The organism is Vibrio sp. QJM3NY_21, from assembly GCF_057785975.1.
Window position 1 is genome coordinate 2,530,808 of the sequence record NZ_CM173513.1, and the last position, 23,443, is coordinate 2,554,250.

The following is a 23,443-nucleotide window of genomic DNA, read 5'->3' on the forward strand; positions in this document are numbered from 1 at the left end:
CACCCCTTCTCCACAAACAAAAAAACCAGAGCCGATGCTCTGGTTTTTTATTACTCATTTTTTATGAGTACGCTAAGCGCCTTCGTTATGTAACTCTAGGTTCGCGAGATCTTGTTGGATCTCACGCTCAACCTTTGAATCGTCATTGCGTAAAGAGTCTAAGAAATCTAGGTACGCTTGGTCGATATCGCCCGTTACATACTCGCCGTTGAATACAGATGTATCAAAACGAGAGATGTCTTGATTACCCATACCTACCGCCGAGATTAAATCTGGTAGCGTTTGGAAAATCAAAGCATCGGCACCAATCTGCTTACAAATCGTTTCGTTGTCACGGCCATGAGCAATAAGCTCCGTCGCGCTCGGCATATCGATGCCGTAAACGTTCGGGAAACGAACCTCAGGAGCAGCAGAAACCATGAAGACTTTGCTTGCGCCAGAATCACGAGCCATCTCAATGATCTGCTCTGATGTCGTGCCACGCACAATAGAATCATCAACCAATAGAACGTTCTTACCTTTAAACTCAGAACGAATTGCGTTGAGCTTACGGCGAACCGACTTCTTACGCTGTTGCTGACCCGGCATGATAAACGTGCGGCCAACATAGCGGTTTTTCACGAAACCTTGACGATATGGCTTATTGATCGCTTGAGCAATTCGTAGCGCAATATCATTCGATGTTTCAGGGATTGGAATTACCACGTCAATGTCTAGGTCTGCGTACTCTTCTTTAATACGCTTGCCTAACATCTCACCCATCTCAACGCGTGCGCTGTAAACCGAAATTTTATCGATGAATGAATCAGGACGAGCAAAATAAACAAACTCGAAAATACATGGGTTTAATTGTGGGTTATCTGCGCATTGTTTAGTGAAAAGCTCACCATTGAATGTTGCGTAGATAGCTTCACCGGGGGCAACATCGCGCATAAAATCAAAACCAACAGCGTCTAACGCTACCGATTCAGACGCAACCATGTACTCTGTTTTACCGTTAATTTCACGCTTACCAAGACACAGTGGACGAATACCATGTGGGTCACGGAATGCGATCATACCGTGGCCAATGATCATCGCTGTCACTGCGTAAGCACCACGAATAGTACGGTGCACGTTTGCAACGGCGCGGAACACATCTTCTGAAGTCACATTACCTTTAACAGTATCGATTTCATGAGCCAATACGTTCAGTAGAACTTCAGAATCAGAGGTTGTGTTGACATGACGACGGTCTTTTTCGAACAGCTTCTCACGAACTTCACTTGCATTCGTTAGGTTGCCGTTGTGCGCCAACGTGATACCAAAAGGAGAGTTTACGTAGAAAGGCTGCGCTTCAGAAGCACTCGAGCTTCCCGCTGTAGGATAACGAACATGACCAATACCCACGTTACCTTGGAGGCGTTGCATGTGTTTTGCTTCAAAAACATCTTTAACTAAGCCGTTCGCCTTACGCAGACGGAAACGATTGCTTTCTATGGTACAAATACCAGCGGCATCTTGGCCACGATGCTGCAATACCGTTAAAGCGTCATAAATAGACTGGTTTACAGGTGTTGAACCCACGATTCCAACAATACCACACATGTCCTAATCCTCGATTTTCGACATTAACTGGCGCTAAAGCGCGCCAGATAAGAAACTAGATGTTGCTTGTAAATGCTCAAAGAACGGCGCAATGATTCGGCTAAACTCCGGAACCAACTGCGAATTCTCCCACCACTCAGAACTTGGGAATGCAGTAAACGCATCCATGAAAAACAACACTGCTGAGACAATCAGAACACCACGTAAGCCGCCAAAGACGACACCGAGGATTCTGTCTGTACCCGACAGGCCTGTTTTCTGAACTAGCTGACCGATAACATAGTTAACTAAGGCACCGACAACTAACGTTGCAACAAATAATGCTGCTATCGCAGTTCCGTTTCGAAACATCTCATCTTCGATATTGGTGAAGTACATGGCTAATTTAGCGTAGTACTGGCTAGCAATAAAAAATGCTCCAAACCAAATAACAAGTGACAACGCTTCTTTAGCGAAACCGCGAACTAAACTGATCACGGCAGAGAAGCCGATCACGCCTAAAATGACAAAATCTAACCAATTCATGAATTCTTCATCTTAAGTTGGCGCGCATTTTAACAGAAAAAATGCTGACGCAAACGTTTTCTTATGGATTTAACGGTTTAAATTTGAGCAATTGGCCTTTTGAACCCGTAATTTTTTCTAATTCCTTAATTTGTCGCTCAAGTTTGGATTTAGAGACATCCGGGCCAATAATTACTCGCGTAAACGTTTTTTCTTGCTTGGTGTGAGCTTGGTAACCACGCTTTTGTAAATCCTTAACAACGTTTTTTGCGTTGTCAGCATTCTTCAAAGCCATCAATTGAATAATCCAAGCACTGTCTTGGTATTCATTTTTTTCCGGTACGGGCTTAACCACCACTGCCACTTTATCCGCTTCTTTGTTACTGGAAGCCGACGCAGTTTGCTTATCTAAATTATCAACACCACTTTCAACCACTCGCTCAACCGGAGAGTCCGGCAGTGCAATCTGATCTTCAACAGGGTCGAGTACTTCAAAAACTTCTACATTACTATCAAGCTCTGGCTTAATCGGAATGCTTGCAAACTCTTCTTTATAGTGGAGCTTCTTACCATCCAGCACATCGGGCAATACAATCACACCAATGGCCACTAAAATGATGGTACCGACTAATCGGCTTTGGAATTTACTTGCCATTTAGTTTCCTTTTTTCTGCCAATGCTCCAATACTTCACCCACAGTATGGAAAGAACCGACCACCAGTACAACATCGTCACCTTTAACAGAAGCTAAAGCCGCTTCAAACGCTGCTACAGGGTTTGAATGCTGCTCTACGCCTTGAGGTAGGCTTTGACACAATTCAGCAGCTGTTGCGGCTCGTGGGCCGTTCAGCGAAGCTGGGTACCAATGTGTTGTGATTGGTGCTAATACTTCCAATGTCGCAGGGATATCTTTGTCATGAAGCATGGCGACTACAACGTGTAAATTTTTGCCTGCATACTTCTTCGTTACTTGCTGCGCAAAGTATTCAGCCGAATGCGGGTTGTGCGCAACATCAAGCACAATCACGGGTTGTTCGCTAATTTTCTGCATACGCCCAGGTAGCTGTGCGTTCTTCATGCCATTAACGACGTTCACATCACTAATGCTAAGTTCTGAAGTACCTAATGCCATCAATGCTGTTGCTGCGTTAGGTAGCGGCAGGCTTGGAATAGGCAATGATTCTAGTTGGAATGCACCACTGCGCCAGTTCCAAGTAGCGCCGTCTACATCATAGGTGTATTGAATACCCACCTGATAGAACTCAGCCTTAATGTCATCAGCGTGAGCAGCAACCGTAGCTGGTGGTTTAGGTTGACCACAGATAGCTGGCTTACCGCTACGATAAATACCGGCTTTCTCAAAACCAATCACATTGATGTCATCACCTAGCCAATCAACATGGTCGACAGCCAAACTGGTAATCACAGAAACATCATGCTCAACGATATTCGTCGCATCTAGGCGTCCACCTAGACCCACTTCTAATAACACAACATCAACCGCTTCAGTTTGAAAAGCACGTAACGCCGCTAAAGTCCCATACTCGAAAAAGCTAAGGCTGATCTCGCCGCGCTCTTTCTCAATGAAATTGAAAGACTGAACCATCTTTTCATCGGATAGATCTTGGCCGTTAATACGAACACGTTCGTTATAGCGAATTAAGTGAGGGGAACTGTAGACACCAACTGAGTAACCAGCATCCAACAGAATGGCTTCCATCAGTGCACACGTTGAGCCTTTGCCATTAGTTCCGGCAACAGTAATAACGTGTTGAGCAGGTTTGGTGAGGTTTGCCTTAGAGGCGACGGCCTGAACTCGGTCTAATCCAAGATCAATAGCGCTTGTGTGGATGTTTGATAAATAATCAAGCCACATCTCCAAAGAGGATGTGGCTTGAGGAATAGGTTGTTGACTCATCTAACTCATAACCATGATTAAGTAGGTTTGTTAGAAGGTACTTTACCCTTTTTCTGGCGCTTCTGGTACTTCATAAGTAGCTTCATTCGGTGAATCGTTCACAGAAACTACTAATGGTGAAGGCTGGTTGGTCATTTTAGCAACAAGGCTTGCAACGCGCTGACGCATCTCACGACGGTCAACGATCATGTCGATAGCGCCGTGGTCGAGTAGGAACTCACTGCGTTGGAAACCTTCAGGAAGGTCTTCACGTACAGTTTGTTCGATTACACGACGTCCAGCAAAACCGATAAGCGCTTTGGGCTCACCGATGTTGATATCACCAAGCATTGCCAAACTCGCAGAAACACCACCCATTGTTGGATCAGTCATTACTGAAACAAACGGTAGGCCTTTCGCAGATAAACGCTCTAGAGCAGCACTGGTTTTTGCCATTTGCATTAGAGACATCAATGCCTCTTGCATACGAGCACCACCACTTGCAGAGAAACAAACTAAACCACAGTTGTTCTCAATAGCCGCATCTACCGCTTTCACAAAACGAGCACCAACAACAGAGCCCATTGAACCACCCATAAATGAGAATTCAAAAGCACACGCTACAATTGGTAAACCTAGTAGTTCACCTTTCATTGCGATCAGCGCGTCAGTTTCACCACTGTTCTTTTGAGCAGTAGAGATACGCTCTTTGTAACGCTTAGAGTCTTTAAACTTCAGTTTGTCTTGTGGCTCAAGATCAGCACCTAGTTCAACGCGCTCACCTTTGTCTAGGAATGTATCCAGACGGCGACGTGCCTTCATGCGCATGTGATGGTCACATTTTGGACACACTTCTAGGTTACGCTCTAGTTCAGCATGGTAAAGAACCTGCTCACAAGAAGTACATTTAGTCCAAACGCCCTCAGGGATAGACGCTTTACGAGATGTTACGATGTTGCTTTTTTCTAAAATCTTTTCAAGCCAACTCATGGAAGACCTTTTTGTTTCGATTCTTACGCTTGATTGCGAAAGAAATAAATTTGGGAATTATGCGTGGGAATTAAAGCACATAAAACAGCGACTGTAGATAAAAAACTGGTTGTACCTATTTTCTGGCACTATTTTACGCACGAAACCGTAATATTTTTTGAACCTAAGTCTCACATTTAGTTCAAATTATCCGGTAAAAACAGAGGCCCAATTGGCTCTCGTGGTAACTCAAAATGTTCAGGATAATCAACATCTACCAGATACAAGCCTTCCGCTTTGGCGGTTGCGCCAGCCACTTTTCGATCTTTAGCCTCTAAAAGCCACTGGATCCACTCTGGTTTTTGCTCACCTTTACCTACTGCAATTAGGCTACCCGTAATATTCCTCACCATGTGGTGAACAAACGCATTCGCTTTAATATCGATCACTATGTAGTGCCCATGACGAGTCACGTTTAAGTGAATCATGTTTCTCCATGGACTACGAGATTGACAATGTGTCGCTCTGAATGAAGTAAAGTCGTTCTCGCCTAACAAGTACTGACCCGCTTCATGCATCTTTTTTTCATCAAGGTGACCATGGTAATGGCTCACGCCTGAATTCAGAATGCCAGGACGTAGTGCATGATTAAAGATAATGTAGCGATAACGGCGTGCAGTTGCAGAAAAACGAGCGTGGAAATCCTCATTCACTTCTGTCGCCCAACGAACCGCAATATCTTTTGGCATGTTGGCATTCGCGCCCATTGTCCATGCCACCATTTTACGATCAACATTAGTTTCAAAGTGAACGACTTGTCCCGTACCGTGAACACCGGCATCTGTACGACCTGCGCACATAACCTCTACAGGATGATTCGCGACAACTGAAAGAGCCTTTTCCAATTCTTCTTGGACACTTTTCACGTCTCGTTGGCGCTGCCAACCAAAGTAGTGGGTACCGTTATATTCAATACCTAAAGCAATTTTCATGTTCTTGTTCTCTTTGAAAATGGGCAAGAAGTATATACGGAAATGAGTGCTAGCCCAAATAGGATGGGGCTAAAACTGCAATAAACAATCACTACCGCCCTAGGCGGTGGTTTTAAGAAGCCAAATAAAACAAAGGCGCTTGGGCTCATCTAAAAATAAAGGGTAGCCAATGCTACCCTTTATGATTTTTTTTAAATTTATCGACCGTTTAAGGTATCGATAAGATTCTTTGCCTCTCGACGAATATCATCGCTCCCGTCAACTATCGCCTCTTCTAGAAGCTTAATTGCACCTTGCGAATCACTCATCTCGATATAGATTTTAGCCAAATCGAGCTTGCCAGCAGCTTCTGCATTGTTGTCGACATCATAGTTGCCGATATCACCGATAACATCAGGGAATTCATTGAGACCAACATCCAGCTTCAACTCTTCATCATCTGGATTAATGGCTTCTTCGCCTTCTTGCTCTACTTGAGCCATCAGTTCGTCAATCGTCATGTATTGCTTATCACGACTGTTACCTGACTCTGTAAGATTATCTTGTTGACCCCAATTCTCTTCTTTAATTTTAGGTTCAGCTTGTTTTTCAGCCGATGCCCAAATCTCTTGTTGATCGTCAGGAACACCATTATGCATGCTTGATTGCTGCTCTGGAGCTAAGTTAAAGCCTTTCCAATCTTCACCGCCAACTTCGAGCATCGCATCGATATCGAGCCCCGCACTGTCAATCGAAGTTGCATCTAATGGCTTCTCAAACATATTGTCGACTGAGTCTTGTACATCTTCTGAAAGCAACTCAGCCAATGCTGTTTCATCAAAATCGTCAAAGCCTTCTAGTGGTTCGTCTTGAACCGCTGTAGGTGCTGAGTTTGATTCTAAAGGCGTTGAATTTAATCCTGAAGATGAACTCAGTGAATCATCTGGTTGTGCGAACGCTGCCAGTTCAGGTTCTTCTGCATCTGAGAACCCCGCTTCGCCCGAGAAACCCTCTGTATCGGAGAAGTCGTCAGCGTGACTAAAGCTTTGCGGGTTTGAGAACAAATCATGCAGCGCATCTTGCTCTTCACCTTGCGGACTAAAAGAAGTCAGTGGTGTCGGCTTCTCTGCAAACGCATCTGAGATGGCTTCGTCTTCACCGTATTCAGGCAAATCAAGCTCATCAAACTCGACGCCTTCTTCTTCCGCTACTGGCTCTGCGCTGCTTTGCTCAATATCATCTAAAACAGAGTCTGCTTTTGCGCTTTCTTCGTCATATTCAGGAAGGTCAAGATCATCGAACTCAAACTTGTCTGCCTCAGGAGCGAGATCTTGCTCTAACTGAGCTTCATCAGGCTCACTAACGACTTCCGCCAATGCATCTTCTTCACCAAACTCTGGCAGTTCGAAATCATCAAACGAGAACTCGTCTTCTTGTCCTAGAACTTCAGCTTGTTCCGTAGCTTCAGCTTGCGGTGCCGTTTCTGCTTGAGGCGCAACGTCTGCTTGTGGCTCAGATGTTAATTGTGGTTCTAATACTGATTGAGGTTCAGCGTCTAGTTGAGGTTCAACAGCAGGAGTAATTGGTTCCGGTATTACTTCAACATCAGCTTCAGCATCGGCTTCTGCCAATGCGTCTTCTTCATTAAACTCAGGAAGTTCGAAGTCATCAAACGAGAACTCTTCTTCGCTGTCTTGTCCTAGAACCTCAGCTTGCCCCGTAGCGTCAACTTGCGGTGCCGATTCTACTTTAGGCTCAGCATCCAGTTGAGAATCAACAGCAGGAGTAACTGGTTCTGGTATTACTTCAACATCAGCTTCAACATCGGCTCCTGCCAATGCGTCTTCTTCATTAAACTCTGGAAGTTCGAAGTCATCAAACGAGAACTCTTCTTCGCTGTCTTGTCCTAGAACTTCAGCTTGTTCCGTAGCTTCAATTTTCGGTGCCGTTTCTGCTTGAGGTTCAGCGTCTAGTTGAGGTTCAACAGCAGGAGTAACTGGGTCTGGTATTACTTCAACATCAGCTTCAGCTTCCGCCAACGCATCTTCTTTAGCTGTATCGTCTCCAATCAGCCAATCATTGTCTTCTGGTACACCGAACTCATTTGGAATGATTTCTGGCATATGTGCAGCACGGACTGGCTCTGGCTCTGGCTCTGGCTCTGGCAAGGATTCAACGATATTTTCAAGTTCATCGCTACCTTGAATTTTCGGTTCAAAGTCAAAATCAGAGTCTATATTCGCAGGAGATTCAACATCATCAATGGCTTCGGCTAACCAATCTTCTACCGTTTCTTCATCGTCTTCAGAGATATCATTTAAAGACGCTGGCGAAGCTTGATCTTCAGTACTCGCAGCGATGTCTTCACGCTGATGTTGTACTTCGGCTTCTTTCGGTTCTAATTCTTGTTGCTCAGTGTCTTCTTGAGTCGGCTCTTCAAAAACTGGTTTGTCAAAGTCAGAATTCTCAGAGAGCAACGAGTCAATATCCAGTTCATCATTTTTAACAGACGACACCGCTTCTTCTGGTGATAATTCATGACTATCAGAAAGGGACGTTTGTTCTGGCTCCAAAGCACTTTCGATTGATGCTTCAGCTGACTCTTCAGTAGCTTGCAACGAATCGCTGTCATCAGAAGTCATCAACTCATCAATCAATGCTTCATCTGTTGTTTCTAGTGCGTCATCAAGCAACGCATCCGTTGCAGGCGCAACACCAAACAAGTCATCGATAAAGTCATCACGATTAAAGGCTTCATCATTTTCTGGCTTAACATCAGCACCGTCTTGAATCAGTTCTGATTCTAATGAAGCATCACCAACAAGTTCAGGTTGTGGTGTTTCACTAATGTCCGTTATTTGCTCAGGCTCGGCTTCAGAAGGCTCTGACGTTAATTGAGTATGTTCAACATCTGAATCCTTGATAAGGTCGTCGCTGGCTTTGTCAGAACCAAAGGCAGCATCTAGCTCTTTATCAAACGTCTGTTCTTCTGATTCAAGCTCGTCTTCAATACCACTTGTCAGTAAATCATCAAAAGGGTCTAAAGATTCAGATTTTGGTGAATCGGCTTGGTCCGCTGAAAGCGCATCATCCGATAGTTCACTATCAAGGAAATCATCAAGTAAGTCGGTGCTCTCCGCATCGAGTTCGAAATCATCCTCAGAATCTCCGATTAATTCATCCAGAGTTTCCGTGCTGTCTTCTGCAATGTTTAGCTCATCATCAGTCGATAAACCAGAAAGCTCTTCAAGTTCAGATAAGGCATCAAAACCTAAAGGCTCACTTTCAGGCTCATCATCCGATTCATCGCCCAGCATGTCATCAAGGAGTTCGGTCGAGTTGCTTAGGTCAACGTCATCCCCTTCCAACTGCTCATCAAGTAGATCAACGCTGTCTTGAGTCTCTTCATCAACGATTGGCTTATCAAACTGAGACAGGATGTTTTCGATATCATCATCAGACGCCAAACCATAGTTTAGGTTCGTCGCTATTTCATCGTCGCTATCGAGGTTGAAAGGATCATTCGCTTGCTCGTTCTGAGCGGCAACCTGAGCAAAGATGTCATCAATATCATCCTCTACACTAGGAGCTGCAGATTGAGTGGTCTGTTGTTCAGAGATCAGAGCATCAATATCAAAGTCGTCATTGCTTATGTCCGAAGGCGTAGCATCGCTTTGTTGTTCTGAGATAAGCGCATCGATATCAAAATCATCGGTTATTGATGTGTCGGCACTAGAAGTAGAATCATTTTGCTCTTCCGAAATCAAGGCATCGATGTCGAAGCTATCATCATCTTCGTCATCAAGAGAAAACAGGTCATCTAATAGTGACTGGTCTAATTCGTTAGAGCCTAAATCTTCAGTCTCGGATTCTTTAGATAGCAGTGCTTCAATGTCATCAGCAGACATTGCGTTATCATCTGAGAGGTCAAAATCGACTTCATCTGTATCAAGTGCGCTTTCTGCGCTTTTATCGAGCGCGCGCTCCATCTCTTCAAGACCAAGCGCTTTCTCTTCACCATTAACACTAATGCCGTTGCTGCTGTCCAAGTCCAGATCATCAAAGTTAGTGTCTAAATCACCATTTTCGCCAATGCTCGCAAATGGGTCATCATCTTCACCGTCGAGATTGAAATCGAGATCAGATTCATCCAATCCTGCAAATACATCGTCTTCTTCAGCAAGAGCTTGGTCATCAAACAACTTATTGGCGTCATCTTCAGTGCCAAACAAGTCATCGTCTAAAGACAGCTCGTTAAGGTCGTCCATCTCGTCGCCCAGTGTAATAGGCGCGACGCTGCTTGGTTCAGGCTGCATCGGTTGTTCTTGAGTGGTTTGCTGTTGTTCTTCATTTTTAGAACGACGACCTATCAGCATCACGATGATCAAACCAAGTAGAAGACCCGGAATAATCGCAAGAGCCGCAACTAACCAACCATTAGATAACAGTTCATCCATGGCACTTGGTGCCATTTTTTCAATTTCGGCGTTCTTTCTACGCTCTTCATCAAGCAGCTTTTCCACTTCGCTACGAATGCGGTCTTCATCACTGAGCTCTGTTTTTAGCTCATCCACTTCCAATTGAACATTCGACAGCATCAAACGAAGTTGATGGTTTTTTTCTTCGAGTGACAGTAACTCAGTTTCTGAAAGCTCTAACTGCTTCTCAAGGTGGTTCATTTCCTTGGCACCGGTTAGCGGCTTGTTATTCACTATCTCTTGATTACCAATTATCGATTTATCGACAACTTTAGGTTCGCTAACCTTAGCTTTGGATTGTGCATTTTTAGGGGCTACATCTGGTCGACTTGACGCTTGCGCTACTTTAGGTTTTGAAGCGGTAGGCTTTGTCGCAGGAGCATCAAGCTTAGCAAGGTGCGAGTTCATGATGTTGATAGCTTGCTGCGTCGAACTTGCTCGCGCTTGCTCTAAAGAAGGCACACGTAAATTACTGGCAGGCAGCAGGCTATGGATATTCTGATTTTCAAACGCTTGTGGGTTTAAGCGATAAATCGCCAACAATGTTTGTTGGACTGAAACGGAGTTATCAGGGCGTAACCTTGAAGCAATAGACCATAGCGTTTCTGAGCCACGGGTTGGACCATAGAAACGTGAAGGCTCAGCGCTATTCAATTGCGCTCTTTGAAGAGGTTCTGAAAACGTAGGCGCTGATTGTATCTGGCCATTAGGCCCTACAACTCGAATGGAATCTGCACGAACAACGGAAATCTGAGTCGCAATGATAAAGGCAAAAGGCATTAACCACGGCTTGAAAAATTGAAACATAAAAGGCTCAGCTAGGTGCTTAAATTCGGAAAAGTGATGATCTATTAAATATATCGGATAAATGACGTAAAACTATAGAGATGAAAACAAAAAATGTGTTGCAGCAACAATATTCGCAGCAATTTCACACAATTTGACTAACAATATTTTCAATCGATTAAAAAAGCCCCACTAAAGAGTGAGGCTTGATAATCAAAGCAATGAAGCTTAGAAGTAGTCGCGAATCAGAAGTTCAGCGATTTGAACTGCGTTTGTTGCTGCGCCTTTACGAACGTTATCAGCGACTACCCACATGTTCACACCGCTGTGATGGCTGATGTCGCTACGAATACGACCAACCATTACGTGGTCCTTACCACCCGCATCACGAACTTGAGTTGGGAAGTCTAGAGCTTGGAATACTTCAACGCCTTCCGTGTTCTCTAGAAGCTGAATAACTTGCTCTGCACCGATTGGCGCGCGAGTTTCAATGTGTAGAGATTCAGCGTGACCGTAGAACACAGGAACACGAACACAAGTCGGGTTCACCGTGATTGACGAATCAGCAAAGATTTTCTGAGTTTCCCAAACCATCTTCATTTCTTCACGTGTGTAGCCGTTCTCTGTAAATTCATCAATCTGAGGAATACAGTTGAACGCGATCTGCTGTGAGAATGCTGACTTGTCAGCTGGCATGCCGTTAAGAAGCTTAGCCGTTTGACCCGCTAGCTCATCGATACCCGGCTTACCTGCACCAGACACAGATTGGTAAGTTGAAACGTTAATACGCTCAAGACCCACTTCATCGTGAATTGGTTTAAGTGCTACTACCATCTGAATAGTAGAGCAGTTAGGGTTCGCGATGATGTTGCGGTTACGGAACTCAGCAATCGCTTCAGGGTTAACTTCTGGCACAACCAGAGGAACATCATATTCATAACGGAAACGTGATGTGTTATCGATAACCACCACACCTTCGTCAGCCGCGATTGGAGCCCAACGTTCTGAAAGCTCGCTACCTGCAGAGAAAAACGCAATATGTACTTGAGACCAATCGAAGTCTTCTACGTTTTGTACTTGTATTGTTTTGCCGTTAAAACGGGAAGTTTTGCCTTCACTACGTTCACTTGCTAGTAAGTGCATTTCACCGACAGGGAATTTACGCTCTTTAAGTACTTCAAGAATGGTTTCACCAACCGCACCAGTCGCACCTAAAATAGCAATATTAAATTCTTGGCTCATTGTTTCTCTCTTTTATAAAGTTGGCTTTACCATAAAACCGAGTTTAGATAACGGCGTTAAATTACAAGATTCATCGCCCGTTAACTCGACTGCACTGTACTCTCTACGGTCCCAATATTCTTTACGCATCTTGTCAAAAGAACCCGGCGTAGAGATATTGCGACGGAATAAGGCGTCGTCTTTGCGCACATCATAGATCAACTGAGTCAAATTGTGCAGTGTTGCTTCATCCCAAGCTCTATCTAATTTCATTTGAGGCACTGGGGCTGTCGGCAGAAGATCGCTTGCATAAGCACGCTGTTCAGTACCTAAAAACTCACAATAACTATTGAAGATCATCGTGGTACCACGTGCTTTACCCTCTAAACCGTAGCCCGCTACGTGAGGAGTTGCAAAAGCAAGCAGTGGAAGCAGCTCAAAATCGACTTCAGGTTCAAACTCAAACACATCAAGAACGGCAGTAAAACCATCGGCTTTTTGCAAGCGAGCTTTTAACGCTTGGTTATCAACAACTGGGCCACGAGCTGCATTAATCAAAATTTGATCAGCACGTAAGTTGTTCAGCACTTGCTCATTGATCAAGTGATGCGTTGGGAACTCACCCGTTTTAGTAATTGGTGTATGTAGAGTGATCACATCCGATTGCTCAAGCAGTGTCTCTAATTCAGTAAACTCACGAGTATCACCCTCTTGTTGTTTTAGAGGATCGTTCAGCAGAACTTTGATACCAATACCTTCAAGGCACTTCGATAAGTAGCTACCTACCTGACCACAACCGATAATACCGACCGTTTTGTCGAATACAGAGAAGCCTTGTTGCTGCGCAAGTACCATCATTGCGCTAAAGGCATACTCAGCGACACCCACTTTGTTACAGCCAGGCGCCGCAGTAAAGAAAATGCCACGCTCTTTCATCAATGCTTGGTCGACATGGTCCATACCTGCCGTCGCAGTGCCGACAAACTTCAGCTTATTGGCTTTGCTAATCAATGATTCATTCACCTTGGTGACAGAGCGAATCATCAATGCGTCTACGTCAACTAGGTCGTCAGCAGTTAATGTGCGACCAGACTTCATTGTCACTTCCCCTAGCTGGCTAAATAACGCTTCAGCATAAGGCATATTTTCGTCGATTAAGATTTTCATTTGGCGAGTACTTTAGTTGGGGTCTATCGACCTAAATGTGAATTGAAATGATTGTGCAAAATTCCACACTCGGTGTCGAGTAGCAAATGGAATACATTATATATAAAGGGCTACGTTGGCATTTATCACACCATATCCCAAAACCGAATCAACACTGAAGATTGTGTAGCCCAGAAACGAAAAATGCCCGATTGAATAAACAATCGGGCAAACATCCAGAACAAAAGGATCCTATCTCGCTCTCCAGGAGACAGAGTCTTGCGTCTGTTCAACCAGTACTAACCAAAGTCACTACTGGTCAAGCTCTGGAAACCTTTTAATTTCTAAACCCAGATTTAAAAAGTCATGTTCAAAAAAACACGTATAAAACCTACATTTAAAAAGCTTTGTTCTGTTGGTCATGGTTAGTGGGCAACCTATGCGTGTTGAGTCTGCACTCACGTCACCCATTAACGATTAACCTTTATTAATTTAACCTTAGCTTCAATTAGCCTTGGTATTTTTTGATTACTAGCGTTGCGTTCGTACCGCCGAAACCAAAGCTGTTAGACATAACCGTTGTTAGCTCTTGTTCACGAGCTTCCGTTACGATGTCTAGGCCTGCGCCTGCTTCGTCTAGGTTTGCAACGTTAATGCTTGGTGCGATGAAGCCGTTATCAAGCATTAGCGTTGAGTAAATTGCTTCGTGTACACCAGCCGCACCTAGAGCGTGACCTGTCATCGCTTTAGTTGCTGAGATTGCTGGGCTGTTACCGCCAAAGACTTCTTGGATTGCGCCAAGTTCTTTAACGTCACCAACAGGAGTTGAAGTACCGTGAGTGTTCACGTAGTCAACGCCATCAACGTTTTGCATTGCCATCTTCATGCAACGAACCGCGCCTTCGCCAGAAGGAGCAACCATGTCGTAGCCATCTGAAGTTGCGCCGTAACCCACGATCTCACCGTAGATTTTTGCGCCACGAGCCACAGCGTGCTCAAGTTCTTCGATAACTAGCATGCCGCCGCCACCAGAGATAACGAAACCGTCACGGTCTGCATCGTAGGTACGAGAAGCAAGTTCTGGAGTGTCGTTGTACTTAGTAGAAAGTGCGCCCATTGCGTCGAACATCATAGTCAGAGACCAATCCAGTTCTTCACCGCCACCAGCGAATACAACGTCTTGTTTACCCAGTTGGATAAGCTCCATTGCGTGACCAATACAGTGTGCAGATGTTGCACATGCAGAACTCATAGAGTAGTTCACGCCACGGATTTTGAATGGTGTAGCAAGACAAGCAGAAACCGTAGAAGCCATTGTACGTGGAACCATGTATGGACCAACGCGCTTAACGCCTTTTTCACGGATGATGTCTACAGCGTTAACTTGGTTTAGAGATGAAGCACCACCTGAACCCGCAACGATACCTGTGCGGTCATTAGATACTTGATCTTCAGTTAAACCAGAGTCAGCAATTGCTTGCTCCATTGAAAGATATGCGAATGCCGCTGCATCACCCATAAAGCGCATTTTTTTGCGATCGATATGGTCAGCAGGGTTCATTTTTAGGTTACCCCAAACTTGAGAGCGCAAGCCATTTTCCTTGAACTGCTCTGAAGCGGTAATACCAGATTTACCCTCTTTCAGTGATGCTAAAACTTCTTCGACGTTGTTACCGATACTTGAAACAATACCCATACCGGTGATTACGACTCGTTTCATGTGACATTCCTATAATTCTAAATTCAGCTAGATGATAACTAAGAAGCCTAACAAAAGTGGTCAGCTTTCCTAGAAATTCGTACAATCCCTACCAACATATCGCTTCAAATCACAAAATGATAGATTTTATGACTTCAATTACTAATGCAGAACTGGAATGGAATGAGTCTGGCACGCCAGTTTCAGACCAATTTGACGACGTTTACTTCTCTAATGTTAACGGTTTAGAAGAAACTCGCTACGTCTTTTTAAAACAAAACCACCTTCCAGAGCGTTGGCTTGAACATCAACAACGCCGTTTTGTGATTGCTGAAACCGGTTTTGGTACCGGTTTAAACTTTCTCGCAGTCTGGCAATGGTTCGATGCTTTTATTAAAGATAACCCACAAGCGATGACCAAAGAGTTACATTTCATCAGTTTTGAAAAATATCCTCTCAATAAAGAGGATCTCATCAAAGCGCACCAATCTTGGCCAGAATTAGCCCAGTATGCGACACAACTCCAAGAACACTATCCGATTGCTCTGCCTGAATGTCACCGTATTGTTTTGGGCAATGGCGCGATCACACTCGATTTATGGTTTGGTGATATTAAAGATTGTATGCCAAACGTGCCGACCCCGCAGGAAGGTTTGGTTGACGCTTGGTTCTTAGATGGCTTTGCACCGAGTAAGAACCCAGAAATGTGGAATCAAAACCTATTCAACGGAATGGCCAAATTGGCAAAACAAGATTGCAGTTGTGCAACGTTTACCGCTGCCGGGTTTGTTCGCCGCGGTTTAATCGAAGCTGGCTTTGCGATGAAAAAAGTTAAAGGCTTTGGCACTAAGCGGGAAATGATTGCCGGCCGACTTGATGAGAAGCACGCTCACACCAACATTAAACCTTGGTATGGCCTAGCTCAACACAGTGATTCACAAGATATCGCCATTATCGGTGGTGGTGTTGCCAGCGCTGCGCTTGCAAAAACGTTAAGCCGACGTGGTAAAAACATCACCCTTTATTGTGAACACCAACAAGCCGCTGGAAATGCCTCTGGCAACAATCAAGGTGCGATTTATCCGCTACTCAGTGAAACGACATCCAATGTTTCAAGAATATTTGGCCCAGGCTTGTTGTTTGCCCGCCAATTTATCAATCAAGCAGCACAATCGGTGAACTTTGATCACAGCTGGTGTGGCGTGAATATTTTGATGTGGGATGAGGGCTCAACTAAAAAGCTCAACCGCATGTTGGAAGGCAATTTCCACACAGACTTAATTCAGCGCTTAACGCCCGAACAAGCGAACGAAAAGATTGGCTTACCGGTTGATAAAGAGAGTGTTTACTTCCCACTGGGTGGTTGGTTAAGCCCTCTTCAGCTTACTCAAGGTTTGATTGGTAAGTTAGAAGAGACCAACCAAGTAAGCGCGCACTATCAACACCAAGTGACACAACTTGAGTGGTTAGAAGCAGAGCAACAATGGCTACTAACGATTGATACACCTCAAAGTGAAATTCAAACTAAGCACGACCAAGTGGTTGTCGCGAATGGACACAAGTTCACCCAATTTGAGCAAACTCGCCCCGTACCTCTCACGCCAGTTAAAGGGCAAGTGAGTCATATCCCGACTACAGAGAACCTCAGCAAGCTAAAAACGGTGTTGTGTTTTGATGGTTACTTAACGCCACAGAATCCAAATAATGGTCACCATTGTATTGGCGCGAACTACGACAAAACCAATATCGACCAAGAATTTGATATTGAGGTTCAACAACATAATGGCGAGCGCTTACACGGGTCGCTACCAGAACAAGCGTGGACCAAAGATGTCGACACCAGCAGCAACTTAGCGCGCCAAGGTATCCGCAGCGTGAGTCGAGATCATCTACCATTTGTCGGTAATGTGGGCGATTTTGAATCCATCAAAGAGCAATATCAGAATCTGCACAACTTTAATCCGCAGCGTGATGCTATCGACGGTATCGAACCTGTTACCAGCTATCCGAACTTGTTCTGTTTTATTGGTTTAGGCTCACGTGGTTTGAGCTCGACCCCTCTTTTAGCAGAAGTCTTAGCCTCACAAATTTGTGGCGATCCTCTACCTCTTCCGGTTGATGTGCTCGAAGCCATTCATCCAAGTCGAATGTGGATTAGAAGATTACGCAAAGGCAAAGCGTTAACAGAAGGTTGGGTTTCAACGAAACAAGCCAGTGCGGACTAGTCGATTCTAGACTAGGTCTAAATATTCAAATAAGTGTTAGTACAACCCAAACAAAAAGCCCGAGCATATCTCAATGCTCGGGCTTTGTTTTTTCAATCTTGTTTACGTCGCTGCTTCTTATTCTAGAGCAGTACGTTACTTTGCAGCGGCTCGTAACTTTACATCAGCTGGCTACTTAGCAGCTATTCGCTTTACTTTCCGCTTTTACAGCTTAGCAATCGCGTCTTTAATTTGAGCGGCAATCTCTTCATTGCTGATTGAACCTGACTCAAAATCAAAGTTATCGTAGAAGCTAGGTACTGAAAGCGATGCTTTAACGTTACCGCCAAAGTATGGCGCTGAGCCTGTTGCTGCGCCAAGTACCGTCTGTGCGCCACCTGGACCCGGAGATGTCGCTAAGTAAACCGCAGGTTTCTCACCAAATACTGAACGCTCAATGCGTGTCGCCCAGTCAAATAGGTTTTTGTACGCTGCTGGATAATGACCGTTGTGCTCTGCGAAAGAGATAACAAATGCGTCCGCTTCTGCTAAGTCACGCAAGAATGCTTGAGCACCTTCCGCTTGGCCAATCTCTTTTTCAGTGTCTTCACTGAACATAGGCACGTTGTAGTCGTTGATGTTTAGGACTTTGACTTCAGCACCTTCAATCAAGTTTGCTGCGTAAGTTGCTAGTGCTTTATTGATAGAGGTAGAGCTGGTGCTTGCGCCGAATGCGATAACTTTCATGATGTGACCTTTTCTGTGATTCTGTTAAGTGGGATTAGAATAACGTAGTCAGAAAATGGAACCATCACAAGAAATGAACGGACTCATTCAAAAAATTCGAATGAGTCTCAAATTATTGGTTCGCTCAAAAATGAGGAGGGAGAGTAATGAGCGAATAATTATGGATAGCTAGCAATTAAGCTTGGTTTTGCAGCTCAACCCAAAGGTCATTAACGATCGTGCGATCGGCTGGCGTCAATTCAGAGCGCGCGTCTTCTAGGCTCTTCTCAATACGCAATTTAACTTCTGCTACGTCTTCAATGCCGTCTTCTTCACATGAAGCCACTGAAAGAGAAATATGACCACGTAAGTAACCACCAGCAAACAGTTCATCATCTGATGCGTTTTCAATGCGAGCATCAATTACTTCAAGTAGTTTTTCTTCAAATTCGATAATCATAATATTCTCTTATTTCACAATAAATTGGCTAGTACATAAAGGTGCAACATCATAGAAACTGCGTAATGCTTCAGAGAGCATTTTCACGCGAGGCGGAAGACCAGCTTCAAAGATACCCATGACTTCGCTGTGTACTTTATTCATAAAGGCCAAACGATCTGGCTCAAAATCGCCGTGTAGATTGTCACAGCTGACATTAAAAGGAAAGCCTGCACTGGTCGCAATGATCCATTCATACGCTTGTGGGCGAATTTCTACTTTTTCAAACTCAGCTTGAACCGACTCAGTTCGGCCATCAGGCTCATACCAGTAACCAAAATCTTCCAATAAACGACGCTCAGGACCAGCCACACACCAGTGTGCTATCTCGTGAAGTGCTGACGCGTAAAAGCCGCGAGCAAATACGATACGGTGATGAGAAACCTCCCCATCGGCTGGCAGGTAAATAGGCTCGTCCGCTCCCAGTTCTAGCTTGGTATTAAAGCTCTCGAAAAAGGTTTGATTGAAAATGTCGATGATATCTGGGTATTGGTGTGTCATAAGATCAAATTTAAATAAAAAGAACTGGGGCATTTTGCGTTTTTTTAAGCGCTCGGTAAAGCCCTATCACTGGCAATGACATTAGGTTCGTCATAATACTTTACGATGACAATCGATTGCTGATCCCAGATTACACCATTTTGAGGTGAATGATTAGTTTAGCTAATCTGAAATGCCTATTCACGGTACAAATATTCATTCGTCAATCAGCGTTTTTACTACTACACTCGCGCTTCATTTTTATATCCCTATGGCCTATAAGACTCCAATTTATAGACCTAAATTATAGAGCTACAGCAATGCTACTAAGTGTTTTGTATATCATTGGCATCACGGCAGAAGCCATGACCGGCGCTCTCAGCGCTGGCAAACAAAAAATGGATTGGTTTGGTGTAATGTTGGTTGCAAGTGCAACGGCAATTGGCGGCGGTACAGTACGAGACATCTTACTTGGCCACTACCCTTTAGGTTGGGTTGAAAACCCACAATATCTGGCGATCACCTGTATCGCGGGTGTTATCACAACAGGACTGGCTAAATGGGTAATCAAGCTAAAAGGCTTGTTCATTCGTTTAGATGCTTTAGGTCTCATCGTGTTCAGCATCATTGGCACTAAAGTCGCGATGACCATGGGTCTGCACCCAATGATTTGTATGGTGTCTGCCTTGGTAACTGGCGTGTTCGGTGGCCTGTTGCGCGATCTTATCTGCCGTCAAACACCATTGGTTCTGCATGAAGAGCTATATGCATCTGTCGCCCTTGTCGCTTCAGGTTTATACCTAGGTTTGCTTGAGCTTGGCATTAACGACGTAACCGCAACGATTGTTACGCTTGTGGTTGGCTACTTGCTGCGTATGGCTGCCGTAAGATTCAAATGGCGCTTGCCTTCGTTCCAGCTTGATCCGGAAAGCTCTGTGCATTAGATAATATATTCTCAATGACGCAGAATATAAAAAGGGTTGCTTCATTACGAAGCAACCCTTTTTTGTATCTCTCAAATCAGTTTCAATTCTGTTTTGAATAAAACGAAGAAGAACTAGATTTTTGGCGTTTCTGTTGTCACACCAAAGTTTTGACCACGGTGACGTAGCAAGTGATCAAGCAGCACGATAGCCAGCATCGCTTCTGCGATAGGCACTGCACGGATACCAACACATGGGTCGTGACGACCTTTAGTGATTAGCTGTGTTGCTTCACCGTCTTTAGTAATGGTGTCACCAGGTACAGTAATACTTGATGTTGGCTTAAGTGCAATACTTGCCACAATATCTTGGCCAGTAGAAATACCGCCTAAGATACCGCCAGCGTGGTTGCTGCTGAAGCCTTCTGGAGTTAATGGATCACGGTGTTCACTACCGCGCTGATTAACGACATCGAAGCCATCGCCAATCTCAACACCTTTCACCGCATTGATGCTCATTAGAGCATGCGCGATGTCTGCATCTAGACGATCAAATATTGGCTCACCAAGGCCTACAGGCACTTTAGTCGCAACCACTTGAATCTTCGCACCGATCGAGTTGCCTTCTTTTAGCAAGTCACGAATCAGTTGGTCAAACTCAGGCACTTTGTCGGCGTCTGGGCAGAAAAACGCGTTGTTTTCGATCTCATTCCAATCCACTTTATCAATTGAGATATCACCCATTTGAGAAAGGTAAGCTTGGATTTCAACACCAAATTCTTGTTTCAGGTATTTCTTCGCAATTGCACCTGCCGCTACACGCATTGCAGTTTCACGAGCAGAAGAGCGACCGCCGCCACGGTAATCACGTACACCGTACTTTTGATGGTAGGTATAGTCAGCATGACCAGGGCGGAATTTGTCTTTAATTTCGGAATAGTCTTTAGAGCGTTGGTCTGTATTTTCAATCAATAGACCAATAGAAGTGCCCGTAGTTTGGCCTTCAAATACACCTGATAAAATCTTTACTTCATCCGCTTCACGGCGAGCCGTTGTATAGCGAGAAGTACCAGGGCGACGACGATCCAAATCTCTTTGAAGGTCTGCTTCGGTAATTTCTAATCCTGGTGGGCATCCATCTACGATACATCCTAGTGCGATACCGTGACTTTCTCCGAACGTAGTCACGCGGAAATGTTGTCCGATACTGTTTCCTGCCATTACTTCCTCTAAATCAGCCATCACTCAGAAGGTTTGATTCCTAAACCAACCAGCTAATAGCTTTACTTGTCTATTCTTCGTGAATTCATAGTGGCTTTATTACTAAATGATGTAAACCCCAAAAAACGAACAATTTTAACTTTCTATTACATAAGCCGAATGAAATGAATAACGAGGGAAAATGAGTGGCGCTTTAAAGTGGTGATTTTGAATAGTTTCATGTCCAGTTAACAAAGGTTAATGAACTCGGTTTGAATACTCTCTATGTTGTAGCCCAAAATAATTAGGAGAAAAGTGATGATCGAGTGGAAAGTTAAAAAATTTGCGGACCTGTCTGTTCAAGAGCTCTATGATTTCTTGCAGCAAAGAGTCGATATTTTTATCGTGGATATGAACACACCCTATAGTGACCTAGACGGCAAAGATAACCATCCAGAGACTTATCACGTCATGGGCTATGAGAACGAATGTCTAGTAGCTTACAGCCGAATTATGGCTCAGAAGCTTGGATACCCCGTAGATGTTCTCCCTTTGCTCGATTCTGATGCAGATGATGTTTGTATCGGGCGAGTGATCGTAGCGAAAGAATACCGAGGTAAACAGATAGGTAACCAGCTCATGCAAGTGAGTTTTGATGCCACTCGGAAGATTTACCCTGATTGCTCAATTTTTATTTCGGCACAAGCTCATCTTAAAGACTATTATGGTAAGTTCGGTTTCGACGTAGTGACCGATCGTTACTTGGAAGATGGATGCAGTATGCTAGGCCTTAGATATACCCCACAGCTCGTTGCCGTTTAGCAAAAGCTGCAAGACAAAGACATCTAAAGACACAACATGGTATTGAAAGATTAAGTCGTTCTGAAATGCAAAAAACCCGACAACTCAGGGAGTTATCGGGTTTCTTTAAATAGTGGTACGCCCTGAAGGATTCGAACCTTCGACCACCTCCTTAGAAGGGAGGTGCTCTATCCAGCTGAGCTAAGGGCGCGCTACAGGAAAGGATTATACGAATTCGAATCAGTAAAGCAACGGCTTTATCTAACATTCTGATCCAAGTGAGTAAAAAAAGGGCAATAAGATTATAAGTGTTGGAAAATAGAACAAAGCAAACGTTTGCTTGATGGTAATCAAAAAGATTTTCTGGAATAATGCGCCAAAACATCAGCCACTAACTTGAATATCAATACTAAGGAAATTCATGACTGCTCAAAATATTGATGGAAAGCTAATTTCTCAAACAGTTCGCTCTGAAGTAGCGGCACGTGTAAAAGCTCGTACTCAAGCTGGATTGCGTGCTCCGGGCCTAGCGGTTGTTTTAGTGGGTGAAGACCCGGCATCTCAGGTTTACGTTGGCAGTAAACGCAAAGCGTGTGAAGAAGTTGGTTTCGTCTCGAAATCTTTTGATTTACCAGCAACTGCCACCGAACATGAATTGCTAACGCTAGTCGATCAACTCAACGAAGACCCAGAGATTGATGGCATTCTAGTTCAACTGCCTTTGCCTGCTGGTATCGATACTACTCACGTTCTTGAGCGTATCACACCTGAAAAAGACGTTGATGGCTTCCACCCATACAACGTAGGCCGTTTGGCTCAGCGTATGCCTAAGCTACGCTCTTGTACGCCTAAAGGCATCATCACGCTGCTTGACCGTTACAACATCGATTTACGCGGCAAGCACGCAGTTGTTGTTGGCGCATCAAACATTGTTGGTCGCCCAATGACTCTAGAACTGCTTCTAGCAGGTTGTACGACAACAACATGCCACCGCTTCACCAAAGACCTTGAAGGTCACGTACGTCAAGCAGACGTTGTTGTGGTTGCCGTTGGTAAGCCTAACTTCATTCCTGGTGTTTGGATTAAGAAAGGTGCTGTTGTGGTCGATGTTGGTATCAACCGTTTGGAATCTGGCAAGCTCGTTGGCGACGTTGAATACGATGTGGCTAAAGAAAGCGCAAGCTTCATCACACCAGTACCGGGTGGTGTAGGTCCAATGACAGTGGCGAGCCTAATCGAGAATACAATGATCGCTTGTGAGCAATTTCACTCGAAATAGTCGGCAATGACAGCTTAGGTAGTAATACCAGTGGCATGAATTGCCTCGCCCTAGAGTAAAATAAGCTAGAGCAA

General features: G+C 44.4%; 18 protein-coding genes and 1 tRNA gene. 4 read left to right on the forward strand and 15 right to left on the reverse strand.

All coding sequences use genetic code 11. The annotated features are described in order from the left end of the window. Positions 1-72: 72 nt before the first annotated feature. From purF to fabB, 10 genes are all read right to left on the reverse strand, one after another. Positions 73-1,587, reverse strand: a complete 1,515-nt coding sequence (purF, locus tag AC3CID_RS11115; RefSeq protein ID WP_004734166.1) for an amidophosphoribosyltransferase — start codon at positions 1,585-1,587, stop codon at positions 73-75. A 33-nt stretch (positions 1,588-1,620) separates the two neighbouring features. Continuing rightward, positions 1,621-2,112: a CvpA family protein gene (locus AC3CID_RS11120; RefSeq protein WP_004734165.1), complete on the reverse strand. Its 492-nt coding sequence runs from the start codon at positions 2,110-2,112 to the stop codon at positions 1,621-1,623. Positions 2,113-2,173: 61 nt separating this feature from the next. Next, positions 2,174-2,746 (reverse strand): SPOR domain-containing protein, encoded by a 573-nt coding sequence (locus AC3CID_RS11125; RefSeq protein WP_054547206.1) that lies wholly within the window; start codon positions 2,744-2,746, stop codon positions 2,174-2,176. Continuing rightward, entirely contained in the window at positions 2,747-4,009 is a 1,263-nt protein-coding gene (gene folC, locus AC3CID_RS11130; protein WP_054547205.1) for a bifunctional tetrahydrofolate synthase/dihydrofolate synthase, read from the reverse strand. Positions 4,010-4,051: 42 nt separating this feature from the next. Then, on the reverse strand, positions 4,052-4,978 hold the full coding sequence (gene accD / locus AC3CID_RS11135; RefSeq protein WP_004734162.1) for an acetyl-CoA carboxylase, carboxyltransferase subunit beta: 927 nt from the start codon (positions 4,976-4,978) through the stop codon (positions 4,052-4,054). Positions 4,979-5,154: 176 nt separating this feature from the next. Beyond that, a complete protein-coding gene (gene truA, locus AC3CID_RS11140) occupies positions 5,155-5,949 on the reverse strand; it encodes a tRNA pseudouridine(38-40) synthase TruA (RefSeq protein WP_004734161.1) in 795 nt (264 codons plus the stop codon). Between the two features lie 197 nt (positions 5,950-6,146). Then, positions 6,147-11,213 (reverse strand): FimV/HubP family polar landmark protein, encoded by a 5,067-nt coding sequence (locus tag AC3CID_RS11145; RefSeq protein WP_488526553.1) that lies wholly within the window; start codon positions 11,211-11,213, stop codon positions 6,147-6,149. 207 nt (positions 11,214-11,420) lie between these two features. Continuing rightward, a complete protein-coding gene (locus AC3CID_RS11150; RefSeq protein ID WP_171308825.1) occupies positions 11,421-12,434 on the reverse strand; it encodes an aspartate-semialdehyde dehydrogenase in 1,014 nt (337 codons plus the stop codon). A 12-nt stretch (positions 12,435-12,446) separates the two neighbouring features. Continuing rightward, positions 12,447-13,580: a 4-phosphoerythronate dehydrogenase gene (locus tag AC3CID_RS11155; protein ID WP_237300024.1), complete on the reverse strand. Its 1,134-nt coding sequence runs from the start codon at positions 13,578-13,580 to the stop codon at positions 12,447-12,449. Positions 13,581-14,067: 487 nt separating this feature from the next. Next, a complete protein-coding gene (fabB, locus tag AC3CID_RS11160; protein ID WP_010436883.1) occupies positions 14,068-15,279 on the reverse strand; it encodes a beta-ketoacyl-ACP synthase I in 1,212 nt (403 codons plus the stop codon). 128 nt (positions 15,280-15,407) lie between these two features. On the opposite strand from fabB, the gene mnmC reads away from it, so the two are divergent. After that, the gene (mnmC, locus tag AC3CID_RS11165) at positions 15,408-17,483 is read left to right on the forward strand and encodes a bifunctional tRNA (5-methylaminomethyl-2-thiouridine)(34)-methyltransferase MnmC2/FAD-dependent 5-carboxymethylaminomethyl-2-thiouridine(34) oxidoreductase MnmC1 (protein ID WP_488526554.1); all 2,076 of its coding nucleotides are present in this window, start codon (positions 15,408-15,410) and stop codon (positions 17,481-17,483) included. A gap of 204 nt (positions 17,484-17,687) precedes the next feature. Here mnmC and AC3CID_RS11170 read toward each other — a convergent pair whose 3' ends face one another. The 3 genes from AC3CID_RS11170 to AC3CID_RS11180 all read right to left on the reverse strand — a co-directional run bounded on the left by AC3CID_RS11170 (position 17,688) and on the right by AC3CID_RS11180 (position 19,188). Continuing rightward, entirely contained in the window at positions 17,688-18,209 is a 522-nt protein-coding gene (locus AC3CID_RS11170) for an NADPH-dependent FMN reductase (RefSeq protein WP_065204979.1), read from the reverse strand. A 175-nt stretch (positions 18,210-18,384) separates the two neighbouring features. After that, on the reverse strand, positions 18,385-18,648 hold the full coding sequence (locus tag AC3CID_RS11175; protein WP_004734185.1) for a YfcL family protein: 264 nt from the start codon (positions 18,646-18,648) through the stop codon (positions 18,385-18,387). Between the two features lie 9 nt (positions 18,649-18,657). After that, positions 18,658-19,188 (reverse strand): elongation factor P hydroxylase, encoded by a 531-nt coding sequence (locus tag AC3CID_RS11180; protein WP_017079495.1) that lies wholly within the window; start codon positions 19,186-19,188, stop codon positions 18,658-18,660. Between the two features lie 299 nt (positions 19,189-19,487). Between AC3CID_RS11180 and AC3CID_RS11185 the strand changes: the two genes are divergently transcribed. Next, positions 19,488-20,111 carry a trimeric intracellular cation channel family protein gene (locus AC3CID_RS11185; protein ID WP_004734183.1) on the forward strand — a complete coding sequence of 208 codons (624 nt, stop codon included), beginning with the start codon at positions 19,488-19,490 and terminating at the stop codon, positions 20,109-20,111. A gap of 113 nt (positions 20,112-20,224) precedes the next feature. Here AC3CID_RS11185 and aroC read toward each other — a convergent pair whose 3' ends face one another. Beyond that, positions 20,225-21,310, reverse strand: a complete 1,086-nt coding sequence (aroC, locus tag AC3CID_RS11190; RefSeq protein WP_004734182.1) for a chorismate synthase — start codon at positions 21,308-21,310, stop codon at positions 20,225-20,227. Between the two features lie 297 nt (positions 21,311-21,607). On the opposite strand from aroC, the gene AC3CID_RS11195 reads away from it, so the two are divergent. Next, complete coding sequence (locus AC3CID_RS11195) at positions 21,608-22,111, forward strand: GNAT family N-acetyltransferase (protein ID WP_488526555.1); 504 nt, start codon at positions 21,608-21,610, stop codon at positions 22,109-22,111. Positions 22,112-22,224: 113 nt separating this feature from the next. Here the strand turns inward: AC3CID_RS11195 and AC3CID_RS11200 are convergent. Continuing rightward, a tRNA-Arg gene (locus AC3CID_RS11200) sits at positions 22,225-22,301 on the reverse strand. Positions 22,302-22,511: 210 nt separating this feature from the next. Here AC3CID_RS11200 and folD point away from each other — a divergent pair. Beyond that, positions 22,512-23,369, forward strand: a complete 858-nt coding sequence (gene folD, locus AC3CID_RS11205; protein ID WP_488526556.1) for a bifunctional methylenetetrahydrofolate dehydrogenase/methenyltetrahydrofolate cyclohydrolase FolD — start codon at positions 22,512-22,514, stop codon at positions 23,367-23,369. The last annotated feature ends 74 nt before the right edge of the window (positions 23,370-23,443 follow it).